Annotated in this window: 14 protein-coding genes; 6 read left to right on the plus strand and 8 right to left on the minus strand. The window is 63.1% G+C overall.

All coding sequences use genetic code 11. The annotated features are described in order from the left end of the window. The first annotated feature begins 140 nt into the window (after nt 1-140). The 3 genes from GR138_RS17145 (at nt 141) to GR138_RS17155 (ending at nt 4,526) form a co-directional block, all read left to right on the plus strand. Nucleotides 141-1,220, plus strand: a complete 1,080-nt coding sequence (locus tag GR138_RS17145) for a GGDEF domain-containing protein (RefSeq protein WP_160860469.1) — start codon at nt 141-143, stop codon at nt 1,218-1,220. Nucleotides 1,221-1,322: 102 nt separating this feature from the next. Further along, nucleotides 1,323-3,212, plus strand: coding sequence for an ABC-F family ATP-binding cassette domain-containing protein (locus tag GR138_RS17150; RefSeq protein WP_160860470.1), 1,890 nt, complete (start codon nt 1,323-1,325; stop codon nt 3,210-3,212). A gap of 207 nt (nt 3,213-3,419) precedes the next feature. Continuing rightward, complete coding sequence (locus GR138_RS17155) at nt 3,420-4,526, plus strand: TRAP transporter substrate-binding protein (RefSeq protein ID WP_160860471.1); 1,107 nt, start codon at nt 3,420-3,422, stop codon at nt 4,524-4,526. A gap of 59 nt (nt 4,527-4,585) precedes the next feature. Here the strand turns inward: GR138_RS17155 and GR138_RS17160 are convergent, their stop codons facing one another. From GR138_RS17160 to GR138_RS17175, 4 genes are all read right to left on the minus strand, one after another. Further along, a complete protein-coding gene (locus tag GR138_RS17160; RefSeq protein WP_160860472.1) occupies nt 4,586-5,041 on the minus strand; it encodes a GNAT family N-acetyltransferase in 456 nt (151 codons plus the stop codon). Further along, nucleotides 5,038-5,424, minus strand: a complete 387-nt coding sequence (locus GR138_RS17165; RefSeq protein WP_160860473.1) for a VOC family protein — start codon at nt 5,422-5,424, stop codon at nt 5,038-5,040. The genes GR138_RS17160 and GR138_RS17165 overlap by 4 nt, the downstream gene beginning before the upstream one ends. Nucleotides 5,425-5,524: 100 nt before the next feature. Next, entirely contained in the window at nt 5,525-7,333 is a 1,809-nt protein-coding gene (locus tag GR138_RS17170; protein WP_160860474.1) for a TRAP transporter large permease, read from the minus strand. After that, nucleotides 7,330-7,905, minus strand: a complete 576-nt coding sequence (locus tag GR138_RS17175) for a TRAP transporter small permease subunit (protein WP_160860475.1) — start codon at nt 7,903-7,905, stop codon at nt 7,330-7,332. The genes GR138_RS17170 and GR138_RS17175 overlap by 4 nt, the downstream gene beginning before the upstream one ends. 248 nt (nt 7,906-8,153) lie before the next feature. Here GR138_RS17175 and GR138_RS17180 point away from each other — a divergent pair, with 248 nt between their 5' ends. Further along, nucleotides 8,154-9,080 carry a Gfo/Idh/MocA family protein gene (locus tag GR138_RS17180; RefSeq protein ID WP_160860476.1) on the plus strand — a complete coding sequence of 309 codons (927 nt, stop codon included), beginning with the start codon at nt 8,154-8,156 and terminating at the stop codon, nt 9,078-9,080. Nucleotides 9,081-9,095: 15 nt separating this feature from the next. Here the strand turns inward: GR138_RS17180 and GR138_RS17185 are convergent, their stop codons facing one another. From GR138_RS17185 to GR138_RS17200, 4 genes are all read right to left on the minus strand, one after another. Next, entirely contained in the window at nt 9,096-9,929 is an 834-nt protein-coding gene (locus GR138_RS17185) for a DUF2199 domain-containing protein (RefSeq protein WP_160860477.1), read from the minus strand. Nucleotides 9,930-9,966: 37 nt separating this feature from the next. Next, nucleotides 9,967-10,257 carry a DUF4826 family protein gene (locus tag GR138_RS17190; protein WP_160860478.1) on the minus strand — a complete coding sequence of 97 codons (291 nt, stop codon included), beginning with the start codon at nt 10,255-10,257 and terminating at the stop codon, nt 9,967-9,969. After that, nucleotides 10,257-10,994, minus strand: a complete 738-nt coding sequence (locus GR138_RS17195; RefSeq protein ID WP_160860479.1) for a hypothetical protein — start codon at nt 10,992-10,994, stop codon at nt 10,257-10,259. Before GR138_RS17195 ends, GR138_RS17190 begins: the two co-directional genes overlap by 1 nt. A gap of 130 nt (nt 10,995-11,124) precedes the next feature. After that, entirely contained in the window at nt 11,125-11,574 is a 450-nt protein-coding gene (locus tag GR138_RS17200; RefSeq protein WP_160860480.1) for a DNA polymerase III subunit chi, read from the minus strand. 23 nt (nt 11,575-11,597) lie between these two features. Here GR138_RS17200 and GR138_RS17205 point away from each other — a divergent pair, with 23 nt between their 5' ends. Both GR138_RS17205 and GR138_RS17210 read left to right on the plus strand, forming a co-directional pair. Then, entirely contained in the window at nt 11,598-11,987 is a 390-nt protein-coding gene (locus tag GR138_RS17205; protein ID WP_160860481.1) for a hypothetical protein, read from the plus strand. Then, a complete protein-coding gene (locus tag GR138_RS17210) occupies nt 11,988-12,650 on the plus strand; it encodes a hypothetical protein (RefSeq protein ID WP_160860482.1) in 663 nt (220 codons plus the stop codon). Nucleotides 12,651-12,655 lie beyond the last annotated feature (5 nt).

Below are 12,655 nucleotides of genomic sequence, written 5' to 3' on the forward strand. Positions count from 1 at the left end.
CAGGCGCTCTTTTGATTGCCAATTCCGGCTTAATCTTCTTTCAGCACACGCAAAATTAACCGCGCAATCCGATAGTTACGCCGATCGACACAACCAGTGCGCACGCGCCCGCCGCTGCGCGCCCCATGTAACGGCGTCTCATGAGCAGCAAGCCTACCACCGTCCCGAAAGATTCTCAGGCGACCGTTCCGCCGATCACGGCGCGCATTGCGCATGTGATGGCCAACCTCGGCATTGCCGGGCTGCCGCGAAACTATGAGCTGCTGTTCGAGGCGCTGAGCGGCAATGCCGGCGTCGCGCGCGAGATCGCCGCTCTCGGCAAGGCGCCGGAGCAGGCGGCACTCGATTCGATTGCGCTGCGCCATTCGCTGCCGAGCCACAATGTGCTCGCCGCCGGCCAGGCTGCGGGCGAGGCCGTGCGTGTGCTCTCCGAAGTCGCCGAAACCACCGAGACGAGCCGCCGGCAGCGGGCCGCTGCCATGCAGGAACTGGAAGAGATCGCCGCGCGCATGGGCAGGGACCCCATTCTTGGCATCTCGGATTTCGCGACCGATACCGTCCGCCTGCTGTCCATCCTGCGCGATATCCTCGGCACCGACCGGTCCACCACGACGCGGATCGAAGATCTGCGCGCCCATCTCGACGGCCTGCGCTCCGGCCTCTCCGTCAGCCGCGAAGCATTGACGCATGACCCCGTGACCGGGCTTGCCAACCACGCCGCGCTGCTCGGGCGGCTGAAGGTTTTCTTCCAGGCGCAAGCCGCCGAAGGCACCTCCGCCCTTCTCCTGTTCCGTGTCGAACAGCTCAAGGAATTTGCCGAGACCCACCCGGCGGGGGCCGCCGAAAAGACATTGAAGCGGCTTGCCGCCATCTTCCGCCGCTCGGTCAAGAAGGACGATTTCGTCGCCCGCACCGGACCGGATCGGTTCTGCCTGCTGCTTTCTGATGTCAGCCGCGAGATCGCCGTCACCATCGCACGGCGCATCGCCGGCCGTGTGGCGGAAAAGCCCTTCCCGTTCATGGACCGCGAACTGCCTGCCGGCTTCCTGACACTGTCGGCCGGCATCGCGATGAGCGATTCGGCCAAGTCACCGACAATGTTCTATGAACAGGCCGACCAGGCGCTCGCCTATGCCGCGGAGACGGACATCGCGCTCCGCATCTATTCGGCCGAAGTCGCGGACCGGGTCGGGCGTGGTTACCGTGGTTCCGCCGCCTGAAGGTGTGCGTTCAGGCACCATGCCGCGAACTTGGTTATTTTGGCGCAAGTGTGAACGCAAAACCGCTTCGCACTTTGGCTGAAGTTGCTCTATAGACCCGGCATGATCACGATTTCCGGCCTCACGGCCCGCATTGCCGGGCGTCTCCTCATCGATAACGCGTCCCTTTCGCTGCCGAGCGGCGTGAAGGTGGGGCTCGTCGGGCGCAACGGCACCGGCAAGTCCACGCTGTTTCGCATCATCACCGGCCAGTTCGCCTCGGAGGCCGGCAGCATCTCGCTGCCGAAGAACGCGCGCATCGGCCAGGTGGCGCAGGAAGCACCGGGCACGGACGATCCGCTGATCGAGATCGTGCTGGCCGCCGACAAGGAACGCGCTGCCCTGCTGAAGGAAGCGGAAACCGCGACCGACCCGCACCGCATCGCCGAAATCCAGACACGTCTTTCCGATATCGGCGCCCATTCGGCCGAATCGCGGGCGGCGAGCATCCTTGCCGGCCTCGGTTTCGATCACGAGGCGCAGCGGCGGCCGGCCAAGAGCTTTTCCGGCGGCTGGCGCATGCGCGTGGCCCTTGCCGCCGTGCTGTTTTCCGAGCCGGACCTGCTGTTGCTCGACGAGCCGACCAATTATCTCGACCTCGAAGGCACGCTGTGGCTGGAAGACTACGTGCGGCGCTATCCGCACACCGTCATCATCATCAGCCACGACCGCGACCTGCTCAACACCGCCGTCAACGCCATCGTGCATCTCGACCAGCAGAAGCTCACCTTCTACCGCGGCTCCTACGACCAGTTCGAACGGCAGAAGGCCGAGAACGACGAGCTGCAGATGAAGGCGAAGGCGAAGAACGAGGCCGCGCGCAAACATCTGCAAAGCTTCATCGACCGTTTCAAGGCCAAGGCCACCAAGGCCAAGCAGGCGCAGAGCCGCGTCAAGGCGCTGGAGCGCATGGGCACGGTCGCCGCTGTCATCGAGACGCATGTGCAGCCGATCACCTTTCCGGAACCGGAAAAGCAGCCCGCCTCGCCGATCGTCGCGATCGAGGGCGGTGCGGTCGGCTACACGCCGGGCCAGCCGATCCTCAAGCAGATCAATCTCCGGATCGACAATGACGACCGCATCGCGCTGCTCGGCTCGAACGGCAACGGCAAATCGACCTTCGCAAAATTCATCTCCGGCCGGCTGGAGGCGGAATCCGGCACCGTCAAGCGTGCGCCGAGCCTCAAGATCGGCTTCTTCGCGCAGCACCAGCTCGACGACCTCGTGCCCGAGCAATCGGCTGTCGAACATGTGCGCCGGCTGATGCCGGAGGCGCCGGAGGCCAAGGTGCGCGCCCGCGTGGCGCAGATGGGCCTGGCCACGGAAAAGATGTCCACGCCGGCCAAGGACCTGTCCGGCGGCGAGAAGGCTCGCCTGCTGATGGGTCTCGCCGCCTTCGACGCGCCGAACCTGCTGATCCTCGACGAGCCGACCAACCATCTCGACATCGACAGCCGCCGCGCGCTGATCGAGGCGCTGAACGACTATGAAGGCGCCGTCATCCTGATCTCGCATGACCGCCACCTCATCGAGGCGACCGTCGATCGGCTATGGCTGGTCAACAACGGCACGGTGAAGACCTTCGACGGCGACATGGAGGAGTATCGCAGCATCATCGTCCAGTCGGCCAAGAAGGATGACAAGGACAAGGCGGCCTCCAACGGCGGCGATATGGCCAACAAGGCCGACCAGCGCAAGGCCAATGCCGACCGGCGCGCCCAGTTTGCGCCGCTGAAGAAAAAGATCAACGAAATCGAATCTCTGACGGCAAAACTGCACAAGCAGATTCAGCTTCTTGATGCAGAGCTTGCGGACCCGGCGCTTTACGAGAAGAGCCCGGCGAAGGCCGCGGAGAAAGCGAAACTCCGCGCCATGGCTGTCGACAAGCTGAACGATGCCGAAGAACGGTGGCTGGAGCTTTCGGCCGAATACGAAGAGGCGATGGCCGGCTAGTCCGGCCGCGCCGAACCGGGCGGGACCCCAATCGAGAAACGCTCAAAAAACAGGCAGATAGCGGCGAATGCCGTCTAAGACGAAAGTCGCATAAGCCCCGTTTGCCGTTCTTGCCTCCCTTGGCTTGAAACACCAATCCCGACATGATTAGCTCCCGCGTGATGACACGAGAGCGGGCAAAGACCCGTTCGCCATTGGGAGGAAACTATGGATCGTCGTTCATTCATCAAGAAAGCCGGTGTCGCCGGCATCGGTGGCGCCGCCGCCACCGTGCTTGCCGCGCCGGCAATCGCGCAGACCACGCCGAAGATCAACTGGCGCCTCGCCTCGTCATTCCCGAAATCGCTCGACACGATCTATGGCGGCGCAGAAGTGCTGTCGAAATACGTGTCGGAAGCGACGGACGGCAATTTCCAGATCCAGGTTTTCGCCGCCGGTGAAATCGTTCCCGGCCTGCAGGCCGCCGACGCCGCATCCGCCGGCACGGTCGAGGCCGCGCACACTGTTTCCTATTACTACTGGGGCAAGGACCCGGTCTGGGCGTTAGGCGCAGCCGTGCCCTTCGCGCTCAATGCGCGCGGCATGAACGCCTGGCAGTACCATGGCGGCGGCATCGACATGTTCAACGAGTTCCTGGCGACCCAGGGTCTCGTCGGTTTCCCGGGCGGCAATACCGGCGTGCAGATGGGCGGCTGGTTCCGCAAGGAAATCAAGACCGTGGCCGACATGTCGGGCCTGAAGATGCGCATCGGCGGTTTTGCCGGCAAGGTCGTCGAGAAGCTCGGCGTGGTGCCGCAGCAGATCGCCGGCGGCGACATCTATCCCTCGCTCGAAAAGGGCACGATCGACGCCGCCGAATGGGTCGGCCCCTATGACGACGAGAAGCTCGGCTTCTACAAGGTCGCGCCCTACTACTACTATCCCGGCTGGTGGGAAGGCGGTCCGACCGTTCACGCCCTCTTCAACAAGGCGGCTTTCGATGGCCTGCCCAAGGCCTACCAGTCGCTGCTGCGCACCGCCTGCCAGGCGACCGACGCGAACATGCTGCAGAAATACGATTACCTGAACCCGACGGCCATCAAGCGCCTCGTCGCCGCCGGCGCGAAGCTCAGCCCGTTCAGCCAGGAAATCCTGTCGGCCTGCTTCGACGCCGCCAACCAGGTCTATGCCGAGATGGAAGCCTCCAACCCGACCTTCAAGAAGATCTGGGAATCGATCAAGGCGTTCCGCGGCGAGTACTACCTCAATGCGCAGATCGCCGAATACAACTACGACACCTTCATGATGATCCAGCAGCGCAGCAACAAGCTGTAAGCGCCGGCAGACGATGGAAACCAGAACCCCGGAGCAAGCTCCGGGGTTTTGCTTTGCGGTCAGGCACCTGGCCCGCCGATTATCTTTTCGAAATAGACGCGGCTGAAACCATGCTCGGTGCGCCGCGCCACCTCGGCATAACCGAGCCGGGGATAAAGCGTCAGGTTCTCGACCATCTTCTCGTTCGTGTAGAGGCGGACGGCGGTAAAGCCGCCGCGACGTGCTTGCTCCTCGCAAAAGCCGATCAAGGACCGGCCGATGCCGCGCCCGGCCGCTGACGGCAGCACGGCGACGTTTTCGAGAAGCATATGATCGCCCTTCGGAAAGAACACGATGAAGCCCTGAAAGGTATCGCCGTCGACCGCGACGTGGACGTGCCCGGCCTTGATCTGTGCTGCGAAATCCACGACCATCGGCGCCGGCTTGCGGCCGATGATCGGGACGTAGCGACGATAGGCCTGCTCGGCACAGTCCCGGATGGTCGCTTCGTCGGCCGGATTGGCTCGCCGGATCATACTGTGTCTCCCTTGCGCTGCGGTTCACCAACCTCCACCGCATGCCCGTCCGGGTCATAGAAGCGGAAGACACGCTGGCCCCAGGCCTGCTCTTCGACCGGATGGATCAGCGTCACATGTGGCGCAATGGCCGAGAAGGCCGCATCGACATCCTCATGCTCGAAATAGAGCAGCAGGTTTGCGCGCCCATAGGGCTCCTGCGTTGCGGATGCCTGGCGCCAGACGGTGCGTTCGAGCGCCGGCCCCTCGTGAATGGCAAAACCGGTCTCGAACAGCACGAAGCTGCCGAAATCCTCGACAATCCGAAGACCCATCCGCGTCTCGTAAAAGGCCTTCGAGCGGGCGATGTCTCGCACAAAAGGCATGGGATTGACGAAACGCATCGGAATTCCTCTCGCATGACGGCCAAGCAAAACCGCCCGTAACGAGGTTACAGGCGGTTTTGCAGTTTCAGCAATGACGAAGGTGGGCGCGGTCGCGACGTCAGTTGAAGGACGGTGGGCTGGACAGGTCGCCCGCAGGCTTCTGCTTCGTGCCCTGCTGGCCATTCTGGTCGGCCGGCTTCTGCTCGGTGCCGCCTTCCAGCGGATTGCCACCGGGCAGTTGCAGGCCACCGGGAAGACCGAGGCCGCCGCCATTGTCGGGCAGCGTCAGCCCGGGCAGGCCGCCGTCGCTGCCACCGAAGCCCGGCACCTCGATCTTGATCGTCGCCGGGTCCACGCCGCTTCCGGCACCCTTGTAGTGCATGACCATCTGCGGGAACATGATGGTGAGCGCCACCATGATGATCTGGATGCCGACGAAGGGCACCGCGCCCCAGTAGATCTGCGCCGTCGTCACCGGCTCCATCTTCTTGCCCGTCACCTTGTCGAGATACGGCACTTTGGCCGCGACCGAGCGCAGGTAGAACAGGGCGAAGCCAAAAGGCGGGTGCATGAAGCTCGTCTGCATGTTGATGCCGAGCAGCACGCCGAACCAGATGAGGTCGATGCCGAGCTTGTCGGCGGCAGGTGCGAGCAGCGGCACGATGATGAAGGCGAGCTCGAAGAAATCGAGGAAGAACGCCAGGAAGAAGACGAGTATGTTCACCGCGATCAGGAAGCCCGTCTCGCCGCCCGGCATGGAGACCAGCAGGTGCTCCACCCAGAGGTGTCCGTTCACACCGTAGAAGGTGAGCGAGAAGACTCGAGCGCCGATCAGGATGAACAGCACGAAGGCCGAGAGGCGCGTCGTCGCGGCGAGTGCCGAGCGGATCACCTCCATCGTCAGCCGCCCCTTGGCAGCGGCCATGACAAGCGCGCCGACGGCGCCCATCGCGCCACCTTCGGTCGGCGTCGCAATGCCGAGGAAGATGGTGCCGAGCACGAGGAAGATCAGCGCCAGCGGCGGGATCAGCACGATGATGACCTGCTGAGCGAGCCGCGACATCATGTTGATGTTCATCGTCTTGTCGACGAGCGCCACGACATAGATGAAGATGACGCCGACGGTGGCGCCGAGGATGTCGGCATTCTCGCCATGCGTGGGAGAGAGATAGACATGCGCGGCATAGGCGATGCCGGCTGCGACGGCGAGCGCGATTGCCAGCGACGTCACGCCCGATCCGAGCGAGCGCGCCTCCAGCGGCAGCGCCGGCATCGAATCCCGCCGCACGAAGGTCATCAGCAGAATGTAGCCCATGTACAGGCCAGTCAGGATGAGGCCCGGGATGAGCGCGCCGGCATACATGTCGCCGACCGAGCGGCCGAGCTGGTCGGCCAGCACGATCAGCACCAGCGACGGCGGGATGATCTGCGCGAGCGTGCCGGATGCCGCGATGACGCCGGAGGCGACGCGCCGATCATAACCATAGCGCAGCATGATCGGCAGCGAGATGAGGCCCATGGCGATGACCGAGGCGGCCACGACGCCGGTGGTGGCTGCCAGCAGCGCGCCGACGAAGATGACCGCATAGGCAAGACCGCCGCGGATCGGCCCGAAGAGCTGGCCGATCGTGTCGAGCAAGTCTTCGGCCATGCCGGATCGTTCGAGCACGATGCCCATGAATGTGAAGAAGGGGATGGCGAGCAACGTGTCGTTCGACATCACCCCCCACAGCCGTTCCGGCATCGCATTCAGCAGCGGCCAGGAAAGATTGATCGAATCGGACAGCGGCGCGAGTTCCACGCCGATGACGAAGAACAGCAGGCCATTTGCCGCGAGCGAGAAAGCCACCGGATAGCCGAGCAGCAGGAACACGATCAGCGACATGAACATGATCGGCGCGAGGTTTTCAGCGATGAATTCGATCATGCGCCCTTCTCCTCGGCAATTGCGGTGTCGAGCGGCGCATGGGTCGGTACATAGGGCGTCGGGTCCTCCATGTCGCCGCGCATGATGGCGATCTTCTTGATGATCTCCGACACGCCCTGGGCGGCGAGCAGCACGAAACCGGCAAGCAGGATGGCCTTGGCCGGCCAGACGATCAGGCCGCCGGCGCTGGAGGAGCCCTCGCCCGACCGGTAGGACATCAGCACGTAGGGCACGAGGAAATAGACCATCAGCAGCACGAAGGGCATCAGGAACAGGCAATGGCCGAGCAGGTCGATCCAGTGCTGCACGCGCCGCGAAAACTTGCCGTAGACCACGTCGATGCGGATGTGCTCGTTCTGCGACAGCGTATAGGCGGCGGCGAGCATGAAGGCCCCGCCGAACAGATACCATTGCGCCTCGAGCCAGGCGTTGGACGACATGTTGAACATCTTGCGGATGACCGCATTTCCGGCACTGACAAGCACGGCGATCAGGATCAGCCAGCCAACGGCCTTTCCGATATTTTCCGTAATCGAGTCGATGAGCCGGCTGAAAACCAGCAGCGTTTTCATGAGAACTCCTCCCCACCTGGCGTGTTATTGGTTTGGTGCCAAGCACAGCCAGAGTGCCGATTTCAAGGCTCGTTTCAAGTCCGCAGCCCGGTTTTCCCGAACTGAGAGCCGGCATTAGACCAAAGGCGAATACCGTCTCCGCCGCATTGCACAAACGATAGGCAGACACGGGCGCCGAGGCACTCTTGCCCCGGGCGCGGGTTCTGCTAAAACAGCGGCGAAATCATCATACAAATGAGGGTGGAGCCATGTCCCCGATCAATCTCGCAATCGTCGGCGTCGGCAAGATCGTGCGCGACCAGCATCTTCCGGCCGTCGCCAAAAACAGCGACTACAGGCTGATCGCCGCCGCAAGCCGCCACGGCACGGTCGACGGCATCGACAATTTCAAGTCGATCGACGAGATGCTTGCGGCGGTGCCGGCGATCGACGCCGTGTCGCTCTGCATGCCGCCACAGTATCGCTATGAAGCGGCCGAGAAGGCGCTTTCGGCCGGCAAACACGTCTTCCTCGAAAAGCCGCCAGGTGCCACCCTTTCCGAAGTCGCCGATCTTGAAGCGCTCGCGGCGTCCAAGGGCCTCTCGCTCTTCGCAAGCTGGCATTCGCGCTATGCGCCGGCAGCCGAAGCCGCCAAAACCTTCCTCGCCGGCACGACGATCCGCGCCATGCAGGTGATCTGGAAGGAAGACGTGCGCCACTGGCACCCGAACCAGGAGTGGATCTGGCAGGCCGGCGGGCTCGGCGTGTTCGATCCGGGCATCAACGCGCTGTCGATCGTCACCCACATCCTGCCGCGCCCGGCCTTCATCACCGCCGCCACGCTGGAATTCCCGGAAAACCGCGATGCGCCGATCGCCGCATCGATCACCTTCTCCGACGCCAAAGGGCTCGATCTGAAAGCGGATTTCGACTGGCGCCAGACCGGCAAGCAAAGCTGGGACATCGTCGCCCAGACCGAAGCGGGCGAGATGGTGCTGTCCGAGGGCGGCGCCAAGCTCTCCATCGACGGCAAGCTCGTGCACGAGGAGCCGGAGCAGGAATATCCGATGCTCTACAAGCGCTTCGCCGAAATCGTGAAGGCCGGCACATCCGACGTCGACCTCGCACCGCTTCGCCACGTCGCCGACGCCTTCATGCTGGGGCGGCGCAAGTTCGTCGAGGCATTCCACGATTGAGATCGGGGGCGTGGTTCAATCATCCGTATCCGGATCGAAGAATTTGCGCCATTCCCCACCGACCACGGTTCGCTCGGCGGAATAATCGACCTCGAGGGCAGGAATCATGTCCTTGAGGGAAGGGTCGCGATCCACGAGATGCCGCCAGTGCAGGATGCGTAGAGTCTCGTCGTCTTCATCGTGGCTGTGGTCCGTGTGGCCACACAGCAAGACCCAATCGCCGCCGCTGCGCGATACGACCATCACGCTGTCGCCGCCGTCAACGACATGCGTGCAGGAAATGCACAGGGTGCTTCGGTCAGGTGCAGCGTCTTCCCGCTCCTCCTGCTGCCCAGGGTGTGACGCCGCTTCATATGCCTGCAACGCATCCAGAATTTGGTGGTATCGGACACTGCTCATGCCCGTGCGCTGCTCGATTGCGAGCGTGCTCCGGTCTCGCTCCGAAAGACTGAAGAGCGGACGCTGCGTCGCATCGAGAAACCGGATGTCGATCGGCGCCGGCAACGACGAGACATAACCCGGCAGGCTGTTGGCCATCATTCCGGAATAGAGCGGTTCGGAGGAACCGTCGGCATCGTAAAATTCGACATAGCGCTGGAACACCGCGGCATCGACCTCGGCCCAGACACCCCAGCCGAAATCACTCCCCATGTCCGGCAACGGCACCAGCAACAGCCCACGAATGAAATACCTGTCGCCATACTGGCACAAGTCGTCCGTGAAGCGGGCCACCTCTTCGCGCCGGGGCGCCGGTATCGCCCAGACATCGTCAGGAAGCTTGTACCCCCAGTCCGTTGGAAGTCCGTCATGAGACTGTCCGCAGGTGGCGCAAACAAAATGGCCGCTCATCGCATCACTCCCGCAAAGACAGGGTTACAGGTCGGCATCATGGCTCTTCGCGCCACATATCGTCATCATCGGCGAAGGACAGCAGCATCCCGCCGCGCAACGAGAGAAGCGGGGCAAGATCGGCTTGAGGGAGCGCGTTGGATACAGCCAGGGTAAAGCCCGGCCGCTTGAGGCTCTCCACCGCCCAGAGCGCGGCATGCGGATAGACGTCCCACGCCGGCCATTCGCCGACCTCGCCGTGCGCGAGACGCTGGCGCCCCAGATAGTCGACCACACCTTGTCGCTGGTGATCGCACCAAAGCTCGAACTTCTGCTCGTCCTCGTCCATCACGGCGCCTCCCGAAATTCCGGCAGTTGATGAAACGCATCGACCGGGCTGCCATCGCGGACAAGTGTCGCGACAATTTTCAGGCTGCCGCCCGACCGCAGCGAAACGAGCTGGCCAAGATAGGTTCCGTTGCCGATCGGTAATGTCACCCCGCCGCCGAGGTTTTCCGCCGCGCCAAGGAGGACGCGCCCCGTGGCGACCGTCAACCGGAAAGGCGGCAGCGTCTCCATGACCCTTTTATATTCCTGCGGGACCAGGAACGGTTCATCGCAATCCAGGTGCCGCAGGAGCACCGAACAAGGCCCGTCGGCACCGGTTCCCGCGACGAGATAGCGGCCCGCATTGGCGGCATCGAGGGCGGCCTGCGTGTCCCACCAGCCGTCAGGCAACACAGCATCCGCAAGGGCGAGCGACGCGGTCTCGGTTCTCACACGTTTCGCCTTCGTCTCCGCAATGACGGGAAGCCGGGAAAAGCCCAGCCGATCCATGCGAATCGCCGCAAGCCGCGTCATGAGGGTATTGGTGTCGCAAAAACCATTGCTGGCGCGCCGGGCAAGGCGAAGCAGCGATTGCAGGGCCTGCATGTCCGCATCCGCGAGGCGCCCAGCGTCGAGAATCGCCTGCCTTCCCAGCCCAAGCGCCTGCCGGCACTGGCGCATGCGCCGTCTGGCGTCGCTTTCGGCGCCTATAGTCAGGCTCAGTTGTTCGCACGCATCCGCGATCCGGTATTCCACCATGGCGATCGCCTCATCACGCCCCAAGGCACCGTCTTAGCGAACACGCGTTAATTTTGCGGATAATGCCTTCCCGGCTCGCCGGAAAAATCGGACGGAAGGCCAATCGCCTTGCGCGGAAGGCCGCAACGCCTCAGGCCTTCTTGACCCAGCGACCGTCGCTGTTCTGCTGCCAATAGGTGAGCTGGTGCCCCTCGCCTTTCAGGTGCTTCCAATGCTCGCGCGCCCTCTCCACTTCAGCCTGGTCGTAGCCGTCGAACATGAAGATGACGCGCTCATAGGCATCGAGCGGCGGTGGTTCGGCGCCGGCGATCAGGAAGCGCACATTGGCCGCATTGGCGTTGTCCGGCGTGATCGTCAGCAGCACCGGCTGGTCGGCCGGAAACGCCTGCTCGTCCGTACCGTGCGGTAGAAAGCTGTCCTCGCGAAATGTCCACAGATGCGTGTCGAGCGCATCGCGCCGCTCCGCGTCGCCCGCCTGAACGACGACGCGCCAGCCACGCTCGAGGCTCTTGTCGAGCAGCGGCGGCAGCGCATCCTCGAGCTTCGATTCGGTCAGGTGGTAGAAGAGGACTTCGCTCATAACGGTGTTCTATAGGAGATTTCGTGAAGCGGGTCATCGCCCAATCCTCGCAGAAACCACTTCCCTTTCCAGCAGAGTTGCAGGATGATCCGCACTCGACCAAGGGGTGCGCCATGATCGACGCCGTGCTGAAACGATTACCATCCTGCATGCGCCTGAGTTTGTCCGACGCAGCTCGTCCCGGACCAATCGTCCTTTGCCTCATCACTGCAGCCCTCCTTTTGACCGCGGCAATACCAGCGCGGTCTGCGAGTGATGAGATCATCTGCGAGCTGACGGCCGACGGGGTGGTCAAATGCCGGAAACCGCGCCGCATTGGCGGAGACCCGACACCACTGAACAAGGACGACCTGCCCGAATGGCTGACGGGCAAGGCAGGCCTGGATGCGGCAACGAAAGTGCAGGCGAAATAGATGGGCGCCGTGACCAGTATCATCGAAATGGCCATGGGCTTCGGGCATCACCTGATGTCCAGCCTGTTCTTCGGCCTGCTGCCGATCGTCGTGATCGGACTGTCCATCGGATGGCTCGCCATCCGGCTTGCGGCTGGCAATGCCGGCATCGTCGACCGCCGGGCGATCACCGCCTTTGCCGTCGTCGGCGCGACGGCGGGCCTGATGATCGGATCTTCCCGCTCACCGATCATCCACGTCGCCCTTCCAGCCCTGCTGACACTCGTCACGACCTTTCTTGCGTATCTTTACGCGAAAGAAAAGCCGAGCAAGGAGGCACAGGACAAAGGAGAAGAGCTGCTCCGCTCCTTCAAGGACAAGGATGGCCCCGATGTCACGAAAGCCAAGCAGGAGGCACTGAACGATATTCTCGGCCGGGTGCAATTCATTCCCGCCGGCATATTGGCCTTGACGCTGGCCAGCGGTGGCGGAGCGTTTTTCGGTTCCTCGATGCGCGCCGTCGCCGAAGAAAACGACCGCAACTATCAGGAATGGCTGCTTGCCTACGAGAAGGTAGAACTACCGCTCAACGCCGACCTTCTGCGAAAGAAAGCGGGGCTTCCGCTCAAGGGAGCGGAAGCCGATGGCAAACCCGAAACCGACACGGCTGAGAAAGCGCAGTAGCGCTG

Source organism: Shinella kummerowiae (genome assembly GCF_009827055.1).
GTDB classification, from domain to species: domain Bacteria; phylum Pseudomonadota; class Alphaproteobacteria; order Rhizobiales; family Rhizobiaceae; genus Shinella; species Shinella kummerowiae.